Here is a 23,191-nt window from a genome sequence, read left to right as displayed (position 1 = left end):
GCCGCCACCGCCCGTACCCTCTTCCCACCCCACGGAGGCCCTGCGGTGAACGAACTGCCGCAACAGCTGGCCAACGGACTCATCCTCGGCGCGATGTACGGACTCATCGCGATCGGCTACACGATGGTCTACGGCATCGTCCAGCTCATCAACTTCGCCCACGGCGAGATCTTCATGGTCGGCGGCTTCGGCGCGCTGACCGTCTTCCTCCTCCTGCCCTCCGGCGTCAACCTCCTCTACGCGCTGCCGCTGATGCTGGCCGGGGCCGTGCTGGTCTCGGTCCTCGTCGGCGTGGCAGCGGAACGATTCGCCTACCGTCCGCTGCGCGGCGCGCCCCGCCTCGCCCCCCTCATCACCGCCATCGGCCTGTCCATCGCCCTCCAGCAGGCCGTCTGGAAGTGGTACCCCGAAGGCAACAAGGCCCGCGTCTTCCCCCAGTTCAAGGGCGACTCCTTCACCATCCTCGGCGCCACCGTCCAGCGCGGCGACATCTTCGTCCTCATCGCCGCCCCCGTCTGCATGATCGCCCTCGGCTTCTTCGTCTCCCGCACCCGCAGCGGCCGCGCCATGCAGGCCACCGCCCAGGACCCGGACACCGCCAAACTCATGGGTGTCAACACCGACCGGATCATCGTGCTGGCCTTCGCCATCGGCGCCGCCTTTGCGGGCGTCGCCGCCGTCGCCTACGGGCTGCGCACCGGTGAGGTGCAGTTCCGCATGGGCTTCATCCTCGGCCTCAAGGCGTTCACCGCCGCCGTGCTCGGCGGCATCGGCAACATCTACGGCGCCATGCTCGGCGGCGTCGTCCTCGGCGTCGCCGAAGCGCTCGCCACCGGCTACGTCGAGGAGATACCCGGCATGCAGCAGTTCGGCGGTGGCGCCTGGAAGGACGTCTGGGCCTTCGTCCTCCTCATCCTCGTACTCCTCCTGAGGCCACAGGGCCTGCTCGGCGAACGCGTCGCGGATCGGGCGTGATACCGATGACCACCCCACCCACCACCGGCGCCGCACCCGTGCACCGCCCCGGCGTCCTGCCCCTGCCCGAACGCGGCGCCCTGCTCACCACCGCGGCCGCCGCCCTCGCCACCGCCGCCTCCACCGCTCTCGTCTGGACCTGGAGCAGCGAGTTCCCCGGCGACCTCACCTACTACGGCTCCCCCGCCGGCCTGCAACTGATCACCCTCGCCGGCGGCATCCTCACCCTCCTCTTCGCCCTCTCCGGCCTCGGCGTCCGCGGCCTCGGCTGGCTCACCCCCGCCGGGCGCACCGCCCCCACCCTGCTCTCCGCCCTCGCCACCTTCGCCGCCACCTGGTTCACCCTCGCCGCCATCGCCGTACAGCTCGGCGGGCTGGTCAACCTCGAACCCGGCGGCTTCATCGCGGGCGCCGCCGCGCTCGCCGCGCTCCTCGGCGCCCTCGGCCTGCCCGCCGACCGCACCGTCCCCGCGGACCGGCCGACCGGCCCGGCACCCGGCGCCTGGCAGCGCTTCACCGGCGCCCTCGCGCCCGTACCGTTGCGCAAACCCGTCCGCGCGCTGCCCGCCTGGGGCGAGATCCTCGTCATCGCCGCCGCGATCGGCGCCGGACTGTACGTCTTCACATACGGCATCGACGCGGACGACGGTCCGCCCTTCGTCGGCTACCTGATCTTCGTCGCGCTCGCCGCACCCGCCCTCCAGCGCGCCGGACTCACCGGCCGCCTCAGCGAGATCACCGCCCGGCACCGCGGCTTCGCGCTGACCGCCGCCTTCGTCGCCGCCGCCTGCTTCCCCCTCACCCAGGAAACCGACCAGTACACGATCATCGGCGCCAACATCCTCGTCTTCGCCACCGTCGCCCTCGGACTGAACGTCGTCGTCGGCCTCGCCGGACTCCTCGACCTCGGGTACGTGGCGTTCCTCGGCGTCGGTGCCTACGCCGCCGCCCTGGTCTCCGGCAGCCCCGAATCCGCCCTCGGCCTGCACTTCCCGTTCTGGGCCGCGCTGCTCACCGGCGCCGCCGCCTCCCTCGTCTTCGGCGTCCTGATCGGCGCCCCCACCCTGCGGCTGCGCGGCGACTACCTCGCCATCGTCACCCTCGGCTTCGGCGAGATCTTCCGTATCGCCATGCTCAACCTCAACGGCACCACAGGACCCGACGTCACCAACGGCGCCATGGGCATCCCCAACATCCCCAACCTGGAGATCTTCGGCTTCAACTTCGGCGAGCCCCACACCATCCTCGGCTTCACCATCGCCACCTACGGCAACTACTACCTCCTGATGATCCTCGTCACCGCCTTCGTCGTCCTGGTCTTCCGTCGCGCCGCCGCCTCCCGCATCGGCCGCGCCTGGATCGCCATCCGCGAGGACGAGACCGCCGCCGTCGCCATGGGCATCAACAGCTTCCGGCTGCGCCTGCTCGCCTTCGCCCTCGGCGCCGCCCTCGCCGGACTCGCCGGCACCGTCCACGTCCACATCGTCACCACCGCCACCCCCGAGCAGTTCCAGTTCGCCGGCCCCACCCCGCCGAACTCCGCCTTCCTCCTCGCCGCCGTCATCCTCGGCGGCATGGGCACCCTCAGCGGCCCCCTGGTCGGCGCGGCCCTGCTCTTCCTCATCCCCGCCAAACTCGACTTCCTCCAGGACTACCAGCTGCTCCTGTTCGGCCTCGCGCTCGTCCTGCTCATGCGCTTCCGGCCGGAGGGCCTGATCCCGGACCGCAGGAAGCAGCTCGAATTCCACGAGACCGGCCAGCTCGACGTACCGCCCGACACCGGCCTGCCCGAACGGGACCAGGCCATCGGCGGCACCCAGGCGAAGGCGTGACGCGACCATGACCACACCCACCACCATCGGCACGGCCGGTACCGTCCTGGAAGCCGCCGGCGTCACCATGCGCTTCGGCGGCCTGACCGCCGTACGCGGCGTGGACCTCACCGTACGGAGCGGCGAGATCGTCGGCCTCATCGGCCCCAACGGCGCCGGCAAGACCACCTTCTTCAACTGCCTCACCGGCCTCTACGTCCCCACCGAGGGCACCGTCAGCTACCGGGGCACCCGCCTCTCCCGCAAACCCCACCTCGTCACCAAGGCCGGCATCGCCCGCACCTTCCAGAACATCCGCCTCTTCGCCAACATGACCGTCCTGGAAAACACCCTCGTCGGACACCACACCCGCACCAAGGAAGGACTCTGGTCCGCCCTCCTGCGCGGCCCCGGCTTCCGCAAAGCGGAACGCTCCTCCGAGGAACGCGCCCTCGAACTCCTGGAGTTCACCGGCCTCGCCGCCAAACGCGACCACCTCGCCCGCAACCTCCCGTACGGCGAACAGCGCAAACTGGAGATCGCCCGCGCCCTCGCCAGCGACCCCGGCCTCCTCCTGCTCGACGAACCCACCGCCGGCATGAACCCCCAGGAGACCCGCGCCACCCAGGACCTCGTCCTCGCCATCCGCGACCAGGGCACCGCCGTCCTCGTGATCGAGCACGACATGCGCTTCATCTTCAACCTCTGCGACCGCGTCGCCGTCCTCGTCCAGGGCGAAAAGCTCGTCGAAGGCACCTCCGAGGTCGTCCAGGCCGACGAACGCGTCATCGCCGCCTACCTGGGCACGCCGTTCGAGGACGCCCCCGGGGCCGCGGAGGCCGCGGAGGTACGGGCGGCGGAGGAGGCGCGGGGCGGAGCTGCGCCTGGGCCCGAGGACTCGCCCCCGGACGCCGCGTCCGGGCCCGCCGCCCCGGAAGGAGGCGCCCGATGACCACGCCCCCGCTCCTCCAGGTCGAGGACCTGCGCGTCGCCTACGGCAAGATCGAAGCCGTCAAGGGCATCTCGTTCTCCGTCGAGGCCGGCCAGGTCGTCACCCTCATCGGCACCAACGGCGCCGGCAAGACCACCACCCTGCGCACCCTCTCCGGCCTGCTCAAACCCCTCGCCGGAAAGATCACCTTCGACGGCGCGCCGCTCACCGGCGTCCCCGCCCACAAGATCGTCGAACGCGGCCTCGCCCACTCCCCCGAAGGCCGCCGCCTCTTCCCCCGCCTGACCATCGCCGAGAACCTCAAGCTCGGAGCGTTCCTGCGCAAGGACACGGCCGGCATCGAGGCCGACATCCGGCGCGTCTACGAACTCTTCCCCATCCTCGGCGAACGCAGCCGCCAGGCGTCCGGCACCCTCTCCGGCGGCGAACAGCAGATGCTCGCCATGGGCCGCGCCCTGATGTCCCGGCCCAAGCTGCTCATGCTGGACGAGCCCTCCATGGGCCTGTCCCCCATCATGATGCAGAAGATCATGGACACCATCCGCGAGCTGCGGAACCAGGGCACCACCATCCTGCTGGTCGAACAGAACGCCCAGGCCGCCCTCTCCCTCGCCGACCACGGCCACGTCATGGAAACCGGCACCGTCGTCCTGTCCGGCACCGGCCAGGAACTGCTCCACGACGAATCGGTACGGAAGGCGTATCTGGGAGAGGACTGAGCGGGCACCGTGACACGAAGAAGGGCTGTGCCGGTCACCGACCGGCACAGCCCTTCCCACAGGCGAGGAAGGCTCTACTCCTTCCCCTCCTTCTCCTTCTTCTGCTTCTTCTCCTCGGCGTCCTCGATGACGGCCTCGGCGACCTGCTGCATGGACAGCCGGCGGTCCATCGACGTCTTCTGGATCCAGCGGAACGCGGCCGGCTCGGTCAGCCCGTACTGGGTCTGCAGAACGCTCTTCGCACGGTCCACCAGCTTGCGGGTCTCCAGCCGCTGGGTGAGGTCGGCGACCTCCTTCTCCAGCGTCTTCAGCTCCGTGAAGCGGCTCACGGCCATCTCGATCGCCGGCACCACATCACTCTTGCTGAACGGCTTGACGAGGTACGCCATGGCCCCCGCGTCCCGCGCCCGCTCCACGAGTTCGCGCTGCGAGAACGCGGTGAGCATCAGCACCGGGGCGATGCTCTCTTCGGCGATCCGCTCCGCGGCGGAGATCCCGTCCAGGATCGGCATCTTCACGTCCAGGATCACCAGATCGGGCCGGTGCTCCCGCGCCAGCTCCACGGCTTTCTCCCCGTCCCCGGCCTCACCGACGACGGTGTAGCCCTCCTCCTCCAGCATCTCTTTGAGATCGAGACGGATGAGGGCCTCGTCCTCGGCAATGACCACACGGGTCGTCTGCGGCGGGACATGCGACTGGTCGTCGTCGGCGACGGGCTGCTCGGGCTCGGCGGCGCTCACGGGTCTCCTCGTTCCAGGCAGGTGGTGCCTCTGCAGCCTACCTAGCGGCGACCGCTTAGCGGCACACGGTATGGTGTCCTAAGCAACCGGCCCGGTTGGTGGAACTGGCGAGACACGCGGCTCTCAAACAGCCGTGCCCTTTGGGCGTGTGGGTTCGAATCCCACACCGGGCACCTCTCCCGCGCAAAGCGGACGATCACGTTCTCGTGAAGTATGGGCGTTACATCACGCACTCCGCCCTCATCACACAGAGTTATGACATGACATCGCATAGCTCTGAAGTGCGCCTCAAAGCTCTGTCCCTGCTGCGTTCGGGGTCGAGGAACGCGGACGTCGCCCGGGCGCTCAACGTGCCGCTCGGTACGGTCAGCTACTGGCTGCACGTGGACCGCTCGAAACGCGGAGCGTGCCCAGGCCCGCACAATCCCCGGTGCCCTCGGTGCGACGGGCGCCCTCTCGATGAGGCCGCCTACTCCTACCTGCTGGCCCTCTACCTGGGCGACGGCCACATCATCCAGTACTCCCAGCATCGCGTCCCGAGCCTCATGATCGCCTGCGGCGACGTCTGGCCAGGTCTGATGAACGAGTGTGAAGCCGCTGTGCGCGCGGTCTTCCCGGACAATTCCGTATGCCGCGTGCGCCGGACCGGCTGCCACAACGTGAAGGTGTACTCCAAGCACCTCTGGTGTCTGTTCCCGCAGCACGGTGCCGGTAAGAAGCACGACCGGCCGATCGTCCTGGAGCCATGGCAGCAGCGCATCGTGGACACCCACCCGTGGAAGTTCATCCGCGGACTGGTCCATTCCGACGGCTGCCGCATCACGAACTGGACCACACGTATGGTCGGCGGCCAGAAGAAGCGCTACGAATATCCGCGCTACTTCTTCACCAACAAGTCCGACGACATCCGAAAGCTCTGCTCGGACACCCTCACCAAGGTGGGCGTCGAGTGGACGACACTCGCACGCGGCAGCGATCCGTTCAACATCTCCGTGGCCAAACGCCCCTCCGTAGCCCTCATGGACATCCACATCGGGCCGAAGTACTGAGCTTCCGCCGGAAGGCAGCCCAGCCGTGTAGGAGATCGCCGCGTGTCAGCACGCGGACGAAGGCCGCCAACAGCGAACATGAGCGCGCCGTCGCTCTCGAAGCGTGGCAGCGGGCGATCGTCGACGCGCACCCGTAGGAATTCCTCCGCGGGCTGTTCCATTCCGACGGCCGTCGGATCACCAATTGGGCAACCCGAGTGGTGGGGGGCGTACCCAGAATGTCTCCGTGGCCCGGCGTACCTCCGTAGCGTTGATGGACGCGCACGTCGGGCCCAAATACTGACGCAACCGCCACACCCCCCGCACTACTTCGGCGAGTCGTCCTCCCCGATCCGATGCACTCGAACGAGGTTGGTCGTTCCGGCGACACCAGGGGGTGAGCCGGCGGTGATGATGACGATGTCGCCGGGTTCGCAGCGGCCGATGCGGAGGAGTTGTTCGTCTACCTGGGCGACCATTTCGTCGGTGGAGTCGACCTTGGGGCCGAGGAAGGTTTCCACGCCCCAGGTGAGGTTGAGCTGGGAGCGGGTGGCCGGTTCGGGGGTGAAGGCGAGGAGGGGGATGGGGGAACGGTAGCGGGAGAGGCGGCGGACGGTGTCGCCGGACTGGGTGAAGGCGACGAGGAATTTGGCGCCGAGGAAGTCGCCCATTTCGGCGGCGGCGCGGGCGACGGCGCCGCCCTGGGTGCGGGGTTTGTTGCGGTCGGTGAGTGCGGGCAGGCCCTTGGCGAGGATGTCCTCCTCGGCCGCGGTGACGATGCGGGCCATGGTGCGTACGGTCTCGGTGGCGTATTTGCCGACGCTGGTCTCGCCGGAGAGCATCACGGCGTCGGTGCCGTCGATGACGGCGTTGGCGACGTCGGACGCCTCGGCGCGGGTGGGCCGGGAGTTCTCGATCATCGAGTCGAGCATCTGGGTGGCGACGATGACCGGCTTCGCGTTGCGCCGGGCCAGTTTGATGGCGCGCTTCTGTACGACCGGGACCGTTTCCAGCGGCATTTCGACGCCGAGGTCGCCGCGGGCGACCATGATGCCGTCGAAGGCGGCCACGATGTCGTCGATCGCGTCCACGGCCTGCGGCTTCTCGACCTTGGCGATGACGGGCCGGAAGCGGTTCTCCTCGCGCATGATGCGGTGTACGTCGTCGATGTCGGCGCCGCTGCGGACGAAGGACAGGGCGATGATGTCGGCGCCGATGCGCAGCGCCCAGCGCAGGTCCTCGCAGTCCTTCTCGGAGAGGGCGGGCACGGAGACGGCCACGCCGGGGAGGTTGAGGCCCTTGTGGTCGGAGACCATGCCGCCTTCGACGACTTTGGTGTGCACCTCGGTGCCGCGGACGCCGGTGACCTGGAGGGTGACCTTGCCGTCGTCGACGAGGACGCGTTCGCCGGGGGTGACGTCGTCGGCGAGCCCTTCGTAGGTGGTGCCGCAGCAGTGGCGGTCGCCTTCGACGCCGGGGCGGACGGTGATGGTGAAGGCGTCGTCGCGTTCGAGAAGTACAGGGCCTTCGCGGAAGCGGCCGAGGCGGATCTTCGGACCTTGAAGGTCGGCGAGGACGCCGACGCTGCGGCCGGTCTCCTCGGACGCTTTGCGTACCCGCTCGTAGCGTGCCTCGTGGTCGGCGTAGGTGCCGTGGCTGAGGTTGAAGCGGGCGATGTCCATACCGGCTTCGACGAGTGCCTTGATCTGCTCGTACGAGTCGGTGGCGGGCCCCAGTGTGCAGACGATCTTTGCTCGGCGCATGGTCCGACCCTACGACCTACTCATAGGTAGGGAACTGTGGGAAAGCGACTGCCCAACGGCCTTTGCGTGAAAGGCGCTTGACAAGTAATTGAATGGGCAGATCGGCGCTCCGATGAGCGGATGAACGGGGCGTCGAAGGGGGCGGCCGAGGGGCATCGGGTGCCCTGCCGCGTGGTGTCACAGTTGGGGGCGCGTCATCGTGAAGCGGGCGTTGACCTGTGCGTACACCTCCTGCCGTGCGGGTTCGAGGTCGAGGGCGGGGGCGCTTTCGGCCGCTCCCCCGTAGGCGGCGGAGCGGAACGCGGCACCGGGTACGGGCATCGGCGTGGCGTTCTCGGCTCCGGTGTCGGCGATTTCGAGGAGGGCGTCGAGGCGTGCGCCGAGTGCTTCGGCGTATTCGCGGGCGCGCTGGACGGCTTCCTGTACGGCCTGCCGGCGGGCTTCGCGGTGGGCGGGCGAGTCGGGGCGCAGGGCCCACCAGGGGCCGTCGACGCGGGTGAGGTCGAGGTCGGCGAGGCGGGTGGTGAGTTCGCCGAGGGCGGTGAAGTCGGTGAGGGTGGCGGTGATGCGGACGCGGCCGTGGTAGGCGCGGACCCGTTCGTGGCGGCCCTTGGCGGTGATCTCGGGGGTGACGGAGAAGGCGCCGGTGTCGACTTTTTCGACGGCGTCGCCATAGCTCTTGACGAGGGCGAGGGCCTGGTCGTTGCGGTGGGTGAGGTCCTTGAGGGTGGCGGTGCGGTCGGTGCCGCGGGCCTGGACGGTGATGTCGATCCGGGCGATCTCGGGGTCGGCCTCGATGTGGGCCTCGCCGCGGACGGCGAGGCGGGGCGCGTCGGGGGTGCCGTACGGGAGTGGGGTGCCATGCGGGAGGGCGGCGGGCCGGGTGTCGGGGTCGGTCATGGGGGCAGCCTGGCACGGGGCGCGGCGTTTGTCAGGGAGCGGTCCGGCGGCGCGGTCATCTGATCGCAACCTGTAAGGGGTGTTGCGGATGGGGTTGCTGAGCCAGAATCTACGCGCGTTGTCCATGGGCGTCGTGGCTTTCGGCGTTGCCGTGGCCGTCGTCCGCCGCCGTGTTTCGTCAAGGGAGATGTACATGCCGCTCGGCCGTAGGAAGTTCCTGGGGAGTTCGGTCGCCACGGGCGCGGGGGCCGCGCTCATCGGTACGGCGGGGCCGGCTGTGGCCGCGCCGGTGTCCGGCGGCCGTGCACGGCCCGCGCGGCGTTACGCGTTCACGGTGATGGGCACGACGGATCTGCACGGGAACGTCTTCAACTGGGATTACGCGACCGACGCGGAATTCGACGACAAGGACCACAACGATGTGGGCCTGGCGAAGATATCGACGCTGGTGCGGCGGGTCAGGGCGGAAAAGGGCGCGCGCCATACGCTGCTGATCGACGCGGGTGACACGATCCAGGGCACACAGCTGGCGTATTACTACGCGAAGGTGGAGCCGATCACCGGGCCGAACGGTCCGGTGCATCCGATGGCGAAGGCGATGAACGCCATCGGTTATGACGCGGCGGCGCTCGGTAACCACGAGTTCAATTACGGTATCGAGGTGCTGCGCAAGTTCCAGGACAGCTGTGATTTCCCGCTGCTGGGGGCGAACGCGGTGGACGCGAAGTCGCTGCGTCCGGCTTTTCCGCCGTACTGGATGAAGCGGCTGCGTACGCCGTGCGGCCGGGATGTGAAGGTGGCCGTGCTGGGGCTGACGAATCCCGGCATCGCGATCTGGGACAAGGCGCATGTGCAGGGGAAGCTGGCGTTTCCGGGGCTGGAGGAGCAGGCCGCGAAGTGGGTGCCGAAGCTGCGCTCGATGGGCGCCGACGTGGTGATCGTCTCCGCGCATTCGGGGGCGAGCGGCACCTCGTCGTACGGGGATCAGCTGCCGTACGTGGAGAACGCGGCGGCGCTGGTGGCGGAGCAGGTGCCGGGGATCGACGCGATCCTGGTGGGGCACGCGCATGTGGAGGTGCCCGAGCGGCGGGTGGTGAACCGTGCGACGGGGCGCGAGGTGGTGCTGTCGGAGCCGCTGAAGTGGGGCCAGCGGCTGACGCTCTTCGATTTTGACCTGGTGCTTTCGCGCGGGCGCTGGTCGGTGGAGTCGGTGTCGGCGAAGGTGCTGAACTCCAATACGGTGCCGGAGGATCCGCGGATCACGCGGCTGCTGCGTACGGAGCAGAAGAAGGTGGTGGCCTATGTCAATCAGGTCATCGGGCGGTCGAAGGCGGAGATGACGGCGGCCGAGGCGCCGTACAAGGACACGCCGGTGCTGGATTTCATCGCGTACGTACAGGCGGAGGCGGTACGGAAGGCGCTGGCTGGCGGGGAGCACGCGAAGCTGCCGGTGCTGTCGCAGGCGTCGTGTTTCTCGCGGACGGCGGCGGTGCCGGCGGGTGAGGTGACGATCCGGTCGATGGCCGCCCTGTATCCCTTTGACAACACGCTGGAGGCGCGGATTCTGACCGGGAAGCAACTGCGGGATTATCTGGAGTTCTCCGCGCGGTATTACGTGCGGACGCCTGCGGGCGGTCCGGTCGATCCGGCAAAGCTGACCAACGCGGACGGCATTCCGGATTACAACTACGACGCGGTGAGCGGCGTTTCGTACGAGATCGATATCGCGCGGGAGCCGGGGCGGCGGATCGGGAAGCTGCTGTTCGAGGGGAAGCCGGTCGCGGACGACGCGCGGTTCGTGCTGGCGGTGAACAACTACCGGGCGAGCGGTGGCGGGAACTTCCCGCATGTGGCGAAGGCGCCGCAGGTGTGGTCCACGTCGGAGGAGATCCGTAACGTGATCATCAACTGGGTGAAGGAGACCGGGGAGATCGACGGCGCGCGGTTCGCTTCGGTGGACTGGCGACTGACCCGGGACGGCGTGCCGGTGTTCTGAGGTCCGGCGTACGTACGGCCAGGGGTTCCGGCCGTTCGGAAGGCCCAGGTGTCCGTGTGTGCGGCGCCTGGGCCGGGCGGGTCAGGGGTTTTCGATGAGGGTGGAGTTGGGGCGGGGGGCGGCGGTGCGGGGTGGTGAGGGGCGCAGGCCGAAGGTGGTGAAGGCGGTGCGGGCCGGCAGGGGGTAGACGGGGCGGCCGGTGAGGGTGTTGAGGATGGTGGCGCCGCGCCAGGCGGCGAGGCCGAGGTCGGGGGTGCCGACGCCGTGGGTGTGGTGTTCGGCGTTCTGGACGAAGACGGAGCCGGTGACGCAGGGGTCCAGTACGAGGCGCTGTTCGGTGTCGATGCGGGGGCGCACGGCGGCGTCGCGGCGCATGTAGGGGTCGAGCGCGGCGAGCAGGGTGTCGCTGCGGGACGCCCGGTAGCCGGTGGCGAGGACGACGGCGTCGGTGGTCAGGCGGCTGCGGGCGGCCTGGTGCGGGTGTTCCAGGTGGAGTTCGACCTTGGTGGTGCCGACGCGGCCGGCCGTGCGGACGGTGACGCCGGGGGTGAGGGTGGCGTCGGGCCAGCCGCCGTGGAGGGTGCGCCGGTACAGCTCGTCGTGGATGGCGGCGAGGGTGCCGTGGTCGATGCCCTTGTGGAGCTGCCACTGGCCGGGCAGCAGTTCGTCGCGTACGGGCTCGGGGAGGGCGTGGAAGTAGCGGGTGTAGTCGGGGGTGAAGTGTTCGAGGCCGAGCTTGCTGTACTCCATGGGCGCGAAGGCGCCGGTGCGGGCGAGCCAGTGCAGCCCTTCGCGGCCGGCGGGGCGGGCGCGCAGCAGGTCGAGGAAGACCTCGGCGCCGGACTGGCCGCCGCCGATGACGGTGATGTGCTCGGCGGCCAGCAGGCGTTCGCGGTGGGCGAGGTAGTCGGCGGAGTGGAGGACGGGGACGGCGGGGGCGTCGGCGAGCGGTTTGAGGGCTTCGGGTACGTGCGGGACGCTGCCGATGCCGAGGGCGAGGTTGCGGGCGTAGGCGCGGCCCAGGGCCTCGGCTTCGCCGCCCGCGCCGAGCTGGGTGTAGTCCACCTCGAAGGCGGCGCGGTCCGCGTTCCAGCGGACGGCGTCCACCTGGTGGCGGAAGTGCAGGGCGGGGAGGCTGGTGCTGACCCAGCGGCAGTAGGCGTCGTATTCGGCGCGGTGGATGTGGAAGCGCTCGGCGAAGTAGAAGGGGAACAGCCGTTCCCGGTGCTTGAGGTAGTTCAGGAAACTCCAGGGGCTGGTGGGATCGGCGAGGGTGACGAGGTCGGCGAGGAAGGGGACTTGGAGGGTGGCGTCCTCGATGAGCAGGCCGGGGTGCCACTGGAAGGCGGGGCGCTGGTCGTAGAAGGCGGTGCGCAGCTCGGTCAGGGGGTGGGCGAGGGCGGCGAGGGAGAGGTTGAAGGGGCCGATGCCGATGCCGATGAGGTCCAGTGGCTCGTCCGGGGTGCTGACGGGCCGGTGGCCGGCGGGATCGGGTTCGGTGCCGGCGGTGCGGGTCCTGGCCGGGGTGTCGGGTCCGGGGCTCGGGGAGGGCAGTGGGAGGGCGGCGGCGTCGGGGCGGGGGGTGCTCATCGCGGGGTGTGGCCTTCCACGAGTTTCAGGAGGGAGGTGAGGTCGTCGGTGGTGGTGTACGGGTTGAGGAGGGTGGCCTTGAGCCAGAGCCCGGTGGGGGTGGCAGCGCGCCCGAGGACGGCGCGGCCGCGGTGCAGGAGGCGGCGGCGGATGGTGGCGACGGTGGTGTCGTCGGCACCGGCGGGGCGGAAGAGGACGGTGCTGAGGGTGGGGCGGGAGTGGAGTTCGTGGGCGGGGTGGGCGTCGATGAGGTCGGCGAAGGTGCGGGCGGCGGCGAGGGTGCGGTCGACGAGGTCGGCGAGACCGGTGCGGCCGAGGGCCTTGAGGGTGACGGCCATCTTGAGGACGTCGGGGCGGCGGGTGGTCCGCAGGGAGCGGCCGAGCAGGTCGGGGAGGCCGGCTTCGGTGTCGTCGTCGGCGTTGAGGTAGGCGGCGCGGTGGGCCAGCGGTGCGAGGTGGGCCGTGGCCGGGACGGCGAGGAGGCCGGCGGCGACCGGCTGCCAGCCGAGTTTGTGCAGGTCGAGGGTGACGGTGTGGGCGCGGTGCAGGCCGGTGAGGAGCGGGCGGTGGGTGTCGCTGAACAGGAGGGGCCCGCCGTAGGCGGCGTCGACGTGGAGGCGGGCGCCGTGGGTGTCCGCGAGGTCGGCGAGGGCGGGGAGCGGGTCGATGGCGCCGGTGTCGGTGGTGCCGGCGGTGGCGCAGACGAGGACCGGGGGGCCGGGGGTGCCGGGGTGGCGGAGGTCGGTGAGGGCGGTGTGGAGGGTGTGGGGGGCGAGGGTGCCGTTGGGGGTGGGGAGGACGAGGGGTTCGGGGAGGCCGAGGAGCCAGGCGGCGCGGTGGATGCTGTGGTGCGCATTGGCGCCGCAGACGACGCGGAGCGGCTCGGTGTGCCGGGTGTGGGCGTGTTCGCGGGCGAGGAGCAGGCCGAGCTGGTTGGACTCGGTGCCGCCGGTGGTGACGAGGGCGTCCGGGCGGTCGTTGCCCTGGGGGCGGGCGGGGGCCTCGGGCGGAGCGGTTTCGAGCGGGCGGGCGGGGCCGGTGGGGGTGTCGGTCCGGGGCGACCGGGCGGGACCGTTCGGGGACACGTCGGAGTCGTACGTACAGCTGGGCGCACCGTACGGGTAGACGAGGGCGGCCAGTTCGCGGGCCGTACGGGCTTCGAGGGCGGAGGCGGCGGGGGCCTGGTCCCAGGAGTCCATGGACGGGTTCAGGACGGCGGCGGCCAGGTCGGCCGCGGCGGCAAGGGCCAGCGGCGGGCAGTGCAGGTGGGCGGCGCAGTGCGGGTCGGCGGGGTCGGCGGCGCCTTCGGCCATGCCGTACACCAGGGTGCGCAGTGCTTCGTGGGCCCCGCTGCCGGTCTCGGGGAGGACCGGGCCTGCGGCCTCCCGCAGCCGCGTGGCGACGCGGCCGGGGCCGCCGGCGGGCAGCGGCCCGCCCCGGGCTTCCGCACCGTCGCGCAGTGCGTCGAGGACGGTGCCGAGGAGCGGGCGCAGGGCGTCGGGGCCTGCGGCTCCGCCGGCGAGGGGCGGGGTGTTCATGGGGCGGGTCCTTCGGGTGCACGACTACGGGCACATCACAGCCTGGCCGGGGCCGGGTGGTGTGCCTGCCGAGGTGGACGAGCTCAACCCGAAAGGGGGACCGGGGCGAAGGGCGACGCGGTGATGATCGCCTCGCCTGGTATGCGGGGCGCACGGTGGCGCGGTGCGCAGGGGGTGGTGCGCGGGGTGTCGTACGGAGGGGGTTGCGCGCCGGGGGGCGATGGAACGGGAGGGGCGGCGCGCGTCTCGGCCCGGTCCATGGCACACCCCCGCCCCGCGGCTCCCCCGTCGTTCGGAAGGGTGACGCGCCACAGGGACGGGCCGGGCCCGGACGGCGCGCGTCCCGGCCCGGTCCATGGGACGCCCCCGCTACTCCCCCCGCACCCGCAGCGCCCTGCGCAGATCATCGAGCTGATCGATGAGTTTGCGGCGCAGGGCCGGGGACGGGTCGGCGGTGCGCAGGCACTCCTCGCCCAGTTCGAGGGTGGTGGTCTCGACGAGGGGCGTGGGGAAGGCGTAGCGGCCGACGGAGTCGGCCAGGGCCTGGCCGCGGCGGGCGGCCAGGGCCACCGCGGCGGGGAAGTAGCGCCCGGCGTAGGGGCGTACCAGGTCGAGCTGTTCGGGGGCCCAGAAGCCGGCGGCGGTGGCGTTGAAGAGGTAGTTGGACAGGTCCGTGCGCTCGTCGGTGGTGAACAGGGCGTCCCAGGCGGCCTGCTTCGCGGCCGGGTCGGGCAGCGCGGCGTGGCAGGTCGCGGCGCCCTGGCGGCCGGTGGCGCTGGGGTCGCGGGCGAGTTCGTCCTCGATGGCGGCGGGGGTGGTGGCGCCGAGGACGGCGAGGCGGCCGAGGATGCGCCAGCGCAGTTCGGGGTCGAGGAGGGGGCCGCCGGGGACGCTGCCGCCGGAGAGCCAGTCCTGTATGCCGTCGGGGGTGGTGGCGCTGTCGATGAAGAGGCGTACGGCGACCAGGCGCAGGCCCTGGCCGTCGCCGTTCTCGGAGCCTTCGGTGCGGCGCAGGATGTCGCGGGCGATGGTGCTGAGGGTGTTCAGGGCGGCGGGCCGGTCGGCGGCGGGGAGGTAGCGGTCGGCGATCTGGGTGCGGGCGAAGGTGAGGGCGCCGGAGAGGATGGCGATGTCGGTTTCGTACGGGAGGTGGGCGCGGGCGGCGTCCAGGTAGGCGGCGGGGGGCAGTTCGCCGTCGCGGACCATGTCGCGGGCGGCGTTCCAGACGACGGTGCGGCTGAGGGGGTCGGGCAGGCCGGAGAGCGCTTCGCGGACGGTTTCCCAGGAGGCGGGGTCGAGGCGGACCTTGGCGTAAGTGAGGTCGCCGTCGTTCAGGAGGATCAGGGCGGGGCGGGGGCCCGGCGCGGTGTGCAGGTGCGGCGGGGCGGCGCCGTCCGGAAGGCCGACCCCGGGCTCGGCGGCGGGTGCCGGGATGTCCCATGCCAGGTGGTCCCTGGCGACGAGGCGGGCCGGGTCGTTGGGGTCGCGGTCGTACAGCCCGACGGTGAGGTGGTGGGGGCGGGTGCCGTCCCGGTCGACGCGCAGGGTCCAGCCGCCGTCGGGGGCCGTGCCGAGGACGGGGGTGAGGGTGTCGACGCCGGTGGTGCGCAGCCAGCTCTCGGCCCAGGCGTGCACGTCGCGGTCGGTGGCGCGGGCGAGGGAGTCGATGAAGTCGGCGAGGGTGGCGTTGCCGAAGCGGTGGCGGCGGATGTGGGCGTTGACGCCGTTGAGGAAGTCCTTCTCGCCCATCCAGGCGACGAGCTGGCGCAGTGCGGAGGCGCCCTTGGCGTAGGAGATGCCGTCGAAGTTGAGCTGGGCGGAGTCGGTGTCGGGGACGTCTTCGGGGAGGGGGGCGACGGGGTGGGTGGAGGGGCGCTGGTCGGCGTCGTAGCCCCAGCCCTTGCGGGCGATGCCGAAGTCGGTCCAGGTGTGGGTGAAGCGGGTGGCCTCCGACAGGACCTGGAAGCCCATGTATTCGGCGAAGGACTCGTTGAGCCAGATGTCGTCCCACCACGCGAGGGTGACGAGGTCGCCGAACCACATGTGGGCCATCTCGTGGGCGATGACCATGCCGCGGGTCTGGCGCTCGGTGTCGGTGACGGCGGAGCGGTGCACGAAGTCGTCGCGGAAGGTGACCAGGCCGGGGTTCTCCATGGCGCCGAGGTTGAACTCGGGGACGAACGCCTGGTCGTAGGAGTCGAAGGGGTAGGGCTCGTCGAAGAGGGTGTGGTAGCGGTCGTAGCAGCGTCGGGTGATGTCGAGGATCTCTTCGGCGTCCGCGTTCAGGTACGGGGCCAGGGAGCGGCGGCAGTGGATGCCGAAGGGCAGGCCGGCGTGTTCGGTGTGCACGGAGTGCCAGGGGCCGGCGGCGACGGCGACGAGGTAGGTGCTGATGGGCGGGGTGGGGGCGAGCGTCCAGCGGTTGGCGGCGCCGTCCTGGCGGGTGGCGATGCCGTTGCCGAGGATGGTCCAGCCGGTGGGCGCGGTGACGGTCAGCTCGAAGACGGCCTTCAGGTCGGGCTGGTCGAAGGCGGCGAAGACGCGCTGGACGTCGCCCATGAACAGCTGGCTGTAGACGTAGGTCTCGCCGTCGGCGGGGTCGGTGAAGCGGTGCATGCCCTCGCCGGTGTGGGAGTACGGCATGGTGGTTTCGACGAGCAGTTCGTGTTCGCCGGCGGTGAGGTCGGGGAGCGGCAGGCGGTTGCCGTCGAGGGTGTCCGGGGCGAGCGGGCGGCCGTCCAGGGTGGCGGAGCGCAGCTCGGTGGGTTTGACGTCGATGAACGTGTCGCCCGGTATGCGCGCACTGAAGCGGACGGCCGCGCGGGAGCGGAAGTGGTCGGCGCCGTGGGTGAGGTCGATGTCGACCGTGTAGTGGTGGACGTCGAGGAGTCGGGCTCGGGTCTGCGCCTCGTCGCGCGTCAGTGCGGGCATGTCCTCATGCTGCCGTACACCACTGACACCGCGCACTCGACCGGCGATTTTCCCGGCGGGGCCGCGCCCCGTGCGGGCGCCGCGCGCCCCGCCACCGCCCCGCGCCCCGTCAGCCGATCCGCGGCGGGTCGTCCGGGTCCGGTACGCGGGTGGACCAGCCGCCGGGGACGCTGTGGCCCTGGCGGGCGCGGAAGCGGACGGGCGCGGTGCCGACGCGGCGGGTGAACAGGCGGCTGAAGTAGGCCGGGTCGGTGTAGCCGACGCGGCGGGCGACGGCGGCGACGGGGAGTTCGGTGGCGGCGAGGAGTTCCTTGGCGCGGCCGAGGCGGATGGCGAGCAGGTAGTCCTTGGGGCTGCAGCCGGCGCCGCGGCGTACGGCGGTGCGCAGGGCGGCCGGGGTCATGCCGTGGCGGGCGGCGTGTTCGGCGACGGACAGCGGGAGGAACGCGTCGCGGGCGAGCGCCTGGAGTACGGGGTCGCCGTCCGCGTCGGTGTCGGCGCGGGCGCGGCGCAGTGCGACGAGGAGTTCGTGGACGGCGGCGGCGGTCTCCACCTCCAGGAAGGGGTTGCCGCGGCGGGCGGCGCGGGTGATGCGGCCGATGGCGGCGCGGGCGGCGGCGGTGTCGGCGAGCGGCACGAGGGGGTTCTCGGGTTCGATGTAGCCCAGTTCGGTGTAGGTGGCGGTGGCGGGGCCGGTGAAGTCGACGAAGCTCTCGTCCCAGCCGGTGTGCGGGTCGGCGCCGTAGTGGTGGGTGACGCCGGGGACGAGCCACAGCAGGGCGGGGGCGGTGACCTGCCGCCGGGTGCCGTCGGGTGTGGTGTACCAGCCGCGTCCGGCGCCGATGACGACGGCGACGTGGTGGTTGAGGACGCGGGGGCCGACGGGCGGCAGGGTGCCGTGCTGGAGTCCGACGCCCAGGCATACGAGGCCGAGCCGGTGGTGGGCCGGGCTGGGTGTGAAGTACCGCATCCAGGTGTGGTACATGCGGGCGTCCTCCCGTCTGTGCCTGACCGGGCGCGTTCCGGTCCGTTCCCGTCCGGCCCAGTCCCGTCCGGTCCGGTTTCCGTCCGTACGCGTTCCGTCCCGGCCCCCGTTCCGTCCAACCAGCGTCGATCTTTGTCCATGGACCCGTGTGCCGCCAGAGGCCAGGGTGGGCCGGGGATCGGGCGGAGCGGACGGGACGGGCGCCGTGGGCGGGTTCGTGGTGGGTGAGCGGGATTTCGAGCGGGACGGGCGGCCGGTGCGGCTGCTGTCGGGGGCGCTGCACTACTTCCGGGTGCACGAGGCGCAGTGGGGCCACCGGCTGGCGATGCTGCGCGCCATGGGCCTGAACTGCGTGGAGACGTATGTGCCCTGGAATCTTCACGAGCCGCGGCCGGGCGGCTACCGCGATCCGGACGCGCTGGGCCGCTTCCTGGACGCGGTGTCGGCGGCGGGCCTGATGGCGCTGGTCCGGCCCGGTCCGTACATCTGCGCCGAGTGGGAGAACGGCGGGCTGCCGCACTGGCTGACCGGCCCGCTGGGGCGGCGGGTGCGGACCCGCGACCGGGCGTATCTGCGGGCGGTGGACGCGTGGTTCGGGCGGCTGCTGCCGCAGGTGGTGGCGCGGCAGTACGACCGCGGCGGGCCGGTGGTGATGGTGCAGGCGGAGAACGAGTACGGGTCGTACGGCAGCGACGCGGCGTACCTGGCGCACATGGTGGACCTGCTGCGCGGCCTCGGTGTGACGGTGCCGCTGTTCACTTCGGACGGCCCGGAGGATCACATGCTCACCGGTGGTTCCGTGCCGGGTGTCCTGGCCACGGCCAACTTCGGTTCGGGGGCGCGCGAGGCGTTCGCGGTGCTCCGTCGCCACCAGCCGCGCGGGCCGCTGATGTGTATGGAGTTCTGGTGCGGGTGGTTCTCCCACTGGGGTGAGGCGCCGGTGGCGCGTCCTCCTGAGGAGGCGGCGGAGGCGCTGCGGGAGATCTTGGAGTGCGGTGCGTCGGTCAATGTCTACATGGCGCACGGCGGGACGAACTTCGGCGGCTGGGCGGGGGCGAACCGGGCGGGCGAGCTGCACGACGGGGCCTTGCAGCCGACCGTGACGTCGTACGACTACGACGCGCCCCTCGATGAACGCGGGCGCCCCACGGAGAAGTTCCGGCTTTTCCGCGAGGTGCTGGCGGCGCACTCCCCCGGCCCGCTGCCCGCGCTCCCCGAACCGCCGCCGGTGCTCGCCGCGCCCGTACGGGCCGATCCGGCCGGGTGGGCGCCGCTCGCGGACGTACTGGAAGCGCTCGGCGGTCCCGAGGTGGCCTCGGGTGTGCCGCCGACCTTCGAAGAACTGGACGTGGACCGGGGCCTGGTGCGCTACCGCTTCGAGGTGCCCGGACCGCGCGGGCCGTTCCCGCTGCGGGTGACGGGGCTGCGCGACCTGGCGGTGACGTACGTGGACGGGGTACGGGGACCGACCCTGAGCGAGGAGGAGGCGGAGATCGGCGCGGCGGTGGCCGGGCCCGCCACCGTGGAGCTGTGGGTCGAGTCGCTGGGGCGCGTGAACTACGGGCCGAGGCTCGGGGAGGCGAAGGGCATCACGGGCGGGGTGCTGCACGAGCGGCAGTACCTGCACGGCGTACGGGCGCGCGGGCTGCGGCTGGACGCGCTGGAGGACGCGGCGGCGGTACGGCGGGTGCCGTTCCGGGACGCCGCCGAAGGCGCACCCGGCGAGGGGAAACCGGGCCTCCATCGGTTCACCCTCACCGTCCCCGCCCCCGGTGACGCCACCCTCGAACTCCCCGGCTGGGCACGCGGCTTCGCCTGGATCAACGGTTTCTGCCTGGGGCGCTACTGGGCGGCGGGCCCGCAGCGCTCCTTGTATGTCCCCGGTCCGGTCCTGCGCGCGGGCTCCAACGAACTGCTCCTGCTGGAGCTGGAGGGCGCCCCCGCCGGCGAGGGGGAGCGGGCAGGGGCGCCCCGTCTGATGCCCTGACGGTCAGCCTTCCCGCGCCCCTGGTACCTCCCGTACCTCCCGCACCTCGAACGCGTCCAGCACGAACTCCGCCTTCCCGTCCTTGCCCGTCTTGCGCAGCCCCACCCACGCCTCGCCGCTCTCCGGGGCGGTGAACTCGTAGGTGTGGGTGGCGGGGGCGGTGGCGACGGGCAGCGGGGTGCGGCTCAGTTCGCGGGTGTCCGGGGTGTCGGTGGCCGTGATCCAGGCGTATTGGCCGGCCTTCTCGTTCTCGTACCGAAAGCTGACCCGGTAGCGGCGCCCGGGGACGAAGCGCACGGTGTGCGGAACCGTGCGGTACACCAGGCCCTCGTTCTCGCCGCGGGACTTCAGGGACTGGCCGCCGTCGATCACGTCGTCCACGGCCTTGCCGTTCCAGCCGCGCTGGGTGAAGGGCGCGTGCCGCTGCGCGATGTGCGTACGCGGGTCGGTGACCCGGCCCGCGTCGCCCTTGACGAAGGGGCCCCAGCCCTGCGGTACGTGCTCGAAGTCCTCGTACGCGACGGTGCCCGGCCGATGGGCGGGAACCGCGGGGACCACCCGCACGTTGTCGAACCGAACACGGGGCGTGCCCGCCTCGACACCCAAGGTGAGGGTGACGGGGCCGCCGCCTTCGGGGACGGTGAAGGGGGTGAACATCCGTTGGAAGCGGGTGCCGTGCTTGCGGTCGGCGGCGACGAAGTTCCCGGCGGTGGAGGTCTCGGTCCAGTTGGCGGCCGTGACGCCGTCGCCGGTGCGTACCTCCAGCGTGGCGCGGCGCCGCTCCCCCGGCCGCGCGCCCACCTCCACCTGCGCGGAGGCCGCGTAGCTGCCGGGAGCGAGGCGGGCAAGGCGCTGGCTGACGGCGGCCGCGCCGCCCGCGCCGACGACCAGCTCGTGGTCGCCGAGCGGGCTCGCCTCGACCGTGGCGGGCCCGCTGACCTGCCAGGCGTCGAGGGTGCCGGAGTGGAAGCCGGGGTCGGTGAGCGGGGTGCCCTCGCCCCAGCCAGGGCTCCCCTGGGGCGGAGCGGGGCGGCGGTGGACGACGTACGGCTGTCCGGCCTCGGCGGTGATGGTGATCTTCCCGCCGCGTACGGCCAGCCGCCGCATTCCGCTCCGGCCCTGGTCGGTGAGCCGGTACAGGTACACGCTCCGGGTGCCCGACCAGCCGCGCGGCAGCGTCCAGGTGCTCGTGCCGCCCGCCGGGTTGTAGTGGTAGAGCTTCTCGGGGTCGGTGGCCCGGCGGGGTTCCCAGGGCAGCAGGTAGCGGCCGTCCTCGTAGACGAGCCGTCCGTCGGTGGTGATGCGGCGGGTGCCGCCGGTGTCGGTGACGGTGGTGGCGGTCGGCCCTTCGAAGGTGATCTCGTGGTCGCGCCAGGTACGGATCGGGTACGCCTGGAGGTACTTGGCGGGCAGCGCGTCCACCCAGATGATCTTGTAGAAGGCGTGCCAGTCGGTCTTGCCGACCCAGCCCTCGAAGTTGCCCATCCGCGCGCCGCCCAGCAGCGTCGGCCACTTGTCGGCGAACACGTCCTTCTGGTGGTTGCGCACGAAGCGGATGAGCCGGGAGTTGACGCCGCGCGAGGAGTCACCGCCGTAGTCGGTCTCGTTGGCCCAGTGCGACCACAGGGCGGAGCGTTCCAGGCCGTGGCCCCATTCGGTGGCCACCTGCCAGCCCTGCTCGCGCAGGTGGCGCTGGAGCCGGTCGGAGTTCCAGCCGGACTCGCGGAAGACGTCGATGTAGAGGGTGTTCAGCGCCGGGTCGGTCTCCGCGCGCAGCTGCCGCAAGCGGCGCACGATGTCGCCGGAGACCAGGTCGCGGCGGGCGTCGATGCGGTAGGACTGGTCGAGCCAGTCCCACTGTGCGTCGTTCTTGTCGACCAGCGTCTCGGAGAAGGCGTGCGCCACGGGGTAGGACTCGGTGGCGTTGACGTGGACGGCGAAGTCGCTGTGCCACTTCTTTCCGGCGCGCAGCAGGGTGTTGAGGTCGGCGAGGCCGCCCGCCCGTTGGTTGTGGTTGCCGCCGTAGTCGGGGTGCGCGGAGTCGTGCCCTTCGGACTGATAGCCCTTCAGGAGCGTGAACTGCCGCAGTCCGTCGGTGGCCAGCGCGATCCGCTTGACGTTGTCGAGGGTGGCCAGGAAGGGGTTGGTGGCCTGGCTCGCGAAGTTGAACGGGATGTGCGCGACGACGCGCAGGTGCTGTTGGTCCGCCCCGAGCGGGCTGACCATGATGTCGCGCAGCGCGATGGCGGCGTCCTGCCAGTCGGCGGTGCCGTCGCCGTTGCGGTCGCGGGTGAGGATGACGGTGGCGTACGGCAGGGGCTCGGTGTCGGCCACGGGTGCGGTGGCCGCGCGGTGGGTCCACTGGCCGCAGCCGAGGCGGGCCCAGCGGTGGCCGCCGCTCTGCACGGTCTGCCGCCACAGCCGTCCGTTCTCCCAGGTGGTGGCCCCGGCGGGCTTGTCGTACACGGTGTTGGTCTCGACGGCGGCGGCCAGCCGGCCGGTGGCGGTGACCGCGTACGCGCAGCCGACGGGCGCGGCGTCCACGGGAGTGGCGGGCGCGATCCGTACGAGCGTGTCGCCGCTTCCGGCCTTGTCCAGGTCGATGCGGGCGGCGAGCAGTTCGGCACCGGGCTGGTCGTCGCGGACGCTCAGCAGGGCGAGCCCGGGGATCTGGAGGGTGCCCACGCGCAGGGCCGGGGTGTCGGCGATCCTGGTGACGTGCCAGTCGACGCGCCATCCGCTGACGGTGATCTCGGCGTCGATCTCGGTGCCGCCGTCGAAGGCGAGCGTGTAGCGGATACGGTCGGCGCCCTGACGGGAGGTGACCCGCGGGGTGCGGGCGGTGCCGTCGATGACGACCTGGGTGACGGCGTCGGACTGGCCGTACAGGACGGCGCCGGTGCCGCGGTCGGTGTACGAGACGACGCGCGGGAAGGCGGTGTCGGCGCGGACCTCCAGCACGTCGGAGCGCAGCACCGCCTCGGCAGCCGCGCGGGGCCGCGGGCCGGTCCCGTCGGCGTACGCGCTGCCGCCGCCCAGCGGGAGCGCACCCGCGATCCCGGCGAGCGCGGTGCCGACGACGACCTTCCTGCGGCTGGGACGACTCCGGTCCACGCCCGCCGGCTCCCCCACGTCCCCCGGCTCCCCCGCGCCGGTCAGGCCCTCCGCACCCGTACGTCCGTTCACGTGCGCTCTCCGTCCTCCGCGCCGGCACTGTCCGTTCGCGGGACAGGGTGCTGGGTGCGCGGCGCGCGGGACCATGGACAAAGACGCGGT

General features: G+C 71.7%; 15 protein-coding genes, 1 tRNA gene and 1 pseudogene. 9 read left to right on the top strand and 8 right to left on the bottom strand.

The window, feature by feature from the left end:
- Positions 1–45: 45 nt before the first annotated feature.
- From CP984_RS30955 to CP984_RS30940, 4 genes are read left to right on the top strand one after another with little or no spacing between them, the layout of a single operon-like run.
- Positions 46–975, top strand: coding sequence for a branched-chain amino acid ABC transporter permease (locus CP984_RS30955; protein WP_003983892.1), 930 nt, complete (start codon positions 46–48; stop codon positions 973–975).
- 5 nt (positions 976–980) lie between these two features.
- Entirely contained in the window at positions 981–2,807 is a 1,827-nt protein-coding gene (locus CP984_RS30950) for a branched-chain amino acid ABC transporter permease (RefSeq protein ID WP_003983893.1), read from the top strand.
- Between the two features lie 7 nt (positions 2,808–2,814).
- Positions 2,815–3,738, top strand: a complete 924-nt coding sequence (locus CP984_RS30945; RefSeq protein ID WP_003983894.1) for an ABC transporter ATP-binding protein — start codon at positions 2,815–2,817, stop codon at positions 3,736–3,738.
- Positions 3,735–4,457 carry an ABC transporter ATP-binding protein gene (locus CP984_RS30940; protein ID WP_003983895.1) on the top strand — a complete coding sequence of 241 codons (723 nt, stop codon included), beginning with the start codon at positions 3,735–3,737 and terminating at the stop codon, positions 4,455–4,457. The genes CP984_RS30945 and CP984_RS30940 overlap by 4 nt, the downstream gene beginning before the upstream one ends.
- A 74-nt stretch (positions 4,458–4,531) precedes the next feature.
- Here the strand turns inward: CP984_RS30940 and CP984_RS30935 are convergent, their stop codons facing one another.
- The gene (locus CP984_RS30935) at positions 4,532–5,197 is read right to left on the bottom strand and encodes an ANTAR domain-containing response regulator (protein WP_003983896.1); all 666 of its coding nucleotides are present in this window, start codon (positions 5,195–5,197) and stop codon (positions 4,532–4,534) included.
- 89 nt (positions 5,198–5,286) lie between these two features.
- Between CP984_RS30935 and CP984_RS30930 the strand changes: the two genes are divergently transcribed.
- From CP984_RS30930 to CP984_RS43115, 3 genes and pseudogenes are all read left to right on the top strand, one after another.
- A tRNA-Leu gene (locus tag CP984_RS30930) sits at positions 5,287–5,370 on the top strand.
- 87 nt (positions 5,371–5,457) lie between these two features.
- On the top strand, positions 5,458–6,246 hold the full coding sequence (locus CP984_RS30925) for a helix-turn-helix domain-containing protein (protein ID WP_030184136.1): 789 nt from the start codon (positions 5,458–5,460) through the stop codon (positions 6,244–6,246).
- Between the two features lie 74 nt (positions 6,247–6,320).
- Positions 6,321–6,529: pseudogene (locus CP984_RS43115) on the top strand (hypothetical protein); the annotation flags it as partial.
- A gap of 22 nt (positions 6,530–6,551) precedes the next feature.
- Here the strand turns inward: CP984_RS43115 and pyk are convergent.
- Both pyk and CP984_RS30910 read right to left on the bottom strand, forming a co-directional pair.
- A complete protein-coding gene (pyk, locus tag CP984_RS30915; RefSeq protein WP_003983897.1) occupies positions 6,552–7,988 on the bottom strand; it encodes a pyruvate kinase in 1,437 nt (478 codons plus the stop codon).
- A 177-nt stretch (positions 7,989–8,165) separates the two neighbouring features.
- Positions 8,166–8,888 carry an SIMPL domain-containing protein gene (locus tag CP984_RS30910; RefSeq protein WP_003983898.1) on the bottom strand — a complete coding sequence of 241 codons (723 nt, stop codon included), beginning with the start codon at positions 8,886–8,888 and terminating at the stop codon, positions 8,166–8,168.
- A gap of 193 nt (positions 8,889–9,081) precedes the next feature.
- Between CP984_RS30910 and CP984_RS30905 the strand changes: the two genes are divergently transcribed.
- The gene (locus CP984_RS30905) at positions 9,082–10,884 is read left to right on the top strand and encodes a bifunctional metallophosphatase/5'-nucleotidase (protein WP_003983899.1); all 1,803 of its coding nucleotides are present in this window, start codon (positions 9,082–9,084) and stop codon (positions 10,882–10,884) included.
- An 81-nt stretch (positions 10,885–10,965) separates the two neighbouring features.
- Here the strand turns inward: CP984_RS30905 and CP984_RS30900 are convergent, their stop codons facing one another.
- From CP984_RS30900 to CP984_RS30885, 4 genes are all read right to left on the bottom strand, one after another.
- On the bottom strand, positions 10,966–12,474 hold the full coding sequence (locus tag CP984_RS30900) for a lysine N(6)-hydroxylase/L-ornithine N(5)-oxygenase family protein (RefSeq protein WP_003983900.1): 1,509 nt from the start codon (positions 12,472–12,474) through the stop codon (positions 10,966–10,968).
- Positions 12,471–14,012 (bottom strand): pyridoxal phosphate-dependent decarboxylase family protein, encoded by a 1,542-nt coding sequence (locus CP984_RS30895; protein ID WP_003983901.1) that lies wholly within the window; start codon positions 14,010–14,012, stop codon positions 12,471–12,473. Before CP984_RS30895 ends, CP984_RS30900 begins: the two co-directional genes overlap by 4 nt.
- Positions 14,013–14,381: 369 nt before the next feature.
- Complete coding sequence (gene pepN, locus CP984_RS30890) at positions 14,382–16,943, bottom strand: aminopeptidase N (protein WP_003983902.1); 2,562 nt, start codon at positions 16,941–16,943, stop codon at positions 14,382–14,384.
- A 109-nt stretch (positions 16,944–17,052) separates the two neighbouring features.
- Entirely contained in the window at positions 17,053–17,928 is an 876-nt protein-coding gene (locus CP984_RS30885; protein ID WP_030184376.1) for a helix-turn-helix domain-containing protein, read from the bottom strand.
- Positions 17,929–18,133: 205 nt separating this feature from the next.
- On the opposite strand from CP984_RS30885, the gene CP984_RS30880 reads away from it, so the two are divergent.
- Positions 18,134–19,915, top strand: a complete 1,782-nt coding sequence (locus CP984_RS30880; RefSeq protein ID WP_003986570.1) for a glycoside hydrolase family 35 protein — start codon at positions 18,134–18,136, stop codon at positions 19,913–19,915.
- Positions 19,916–19,918: 3 nt separating this feature from the next.
- Here the strand turns inward: CP984_RS30880 and CP984_RS30875 are convergent, their stop codons facing one another.
- Positions 19,919–23,047 (bottom strand): endo-alpha-N-acetylgalactosaminidase family protein, encoded by a 3,129-nt coding sequence (locus CP984_RS30875; RefSeq protein WP_371280643.1) that lies wholly within the window; start codon positions 23,045–23,047, stop codon positions 19,919–19,921.
- Positions 23,048–23,191: the final 144 nt, after the last annotated feature.

This window comes from Streptomyces rimosus, from assembly GCF_008704655.1.
Taxonomy (GTDB): Bacteria; Actinomycetota; Actinomycetes; order Streptomycetales; family Streptomycetaceae; genus Streptomyces; species Streptomyces rimosus.
This window is presented reverse-complemented; position numbering and strand designations above follow the sequence as displayed.

Coding starts and splice junctions, on each gene's coding strand:
- CP984_RS30950 (WP_003983893.1), top strand. CDS start 981: ATGACCACCCCACCCACCACCGGCGCCGCACCCGTGCACCGCCCCGGC.
- CP984_RS30945 (WP_003983894.1), top strand. CDS start 2,815: ATGACCACACCCACCACCATCGGCACGGCCGGTACCGTCCTGGAAGCC.
- CP984_RS30940 (WP_003983895.1), top strand. CDS start 3,735: ATGACCACGCCCCCGCTCCTCCAGGTCGAGGACCTGCGCGTCGCCTAC.
- CP984_RS30925 (WP_030184136.1), top strand. CDS start 5,458: ATGACATCGCATAGCTCTGAAGTGCGCCTCAAAGCTCTGTCCCTGCTG.
- pyk (WP_003983897.1), bottom strand. CDS start 7,988: ATGCGCCGAGCAAAGATCGTCTGCACACTGGGGCCCGCCACCGACTCG.
- CP984_RS30910 (WP_003983898.1), bottom strand. CDS start 8,888: ATGACCGACCCCGACACCCGGCCCGCCGCCCTCCCGCATGGCACCCCA.
- CP984_RS30905 (WP_003983899.1), top strand. CDS start 9,082: ATGCCGCTCGGCCGTAGGAAGTTCCTGGGGAGTTCGGTCGCCACGGGC.
- CP984_RS30900 (WP_003983900.1), bottom strand. CDS start 12,474: ATGAGCACCCCCCGCCCCGACGCCGCCGCCCTCCCACTGCCCTCCCCG.
- CP984_RS30895 (WP_003983901.1), bottom strand. CDS start 14,012: ATGAACACCCCGCCCCTCGCCGGCGGAGCCGCAGGCCCCGACGCCCTG.
- pepN (WP_003983902.1), bottom strand. CDS start 16,943: ATGCCCGCACTGACGCGCGACGAGGCGCAGACCCGAGCCCGACTCCTC.
- CP984_RS30885 (WP_030184376.1), bottom strand. CDS start 17,928: ATGTACCACACCTGGATGCGGTACTTCACACCCAGCCCGGCCCACCAC.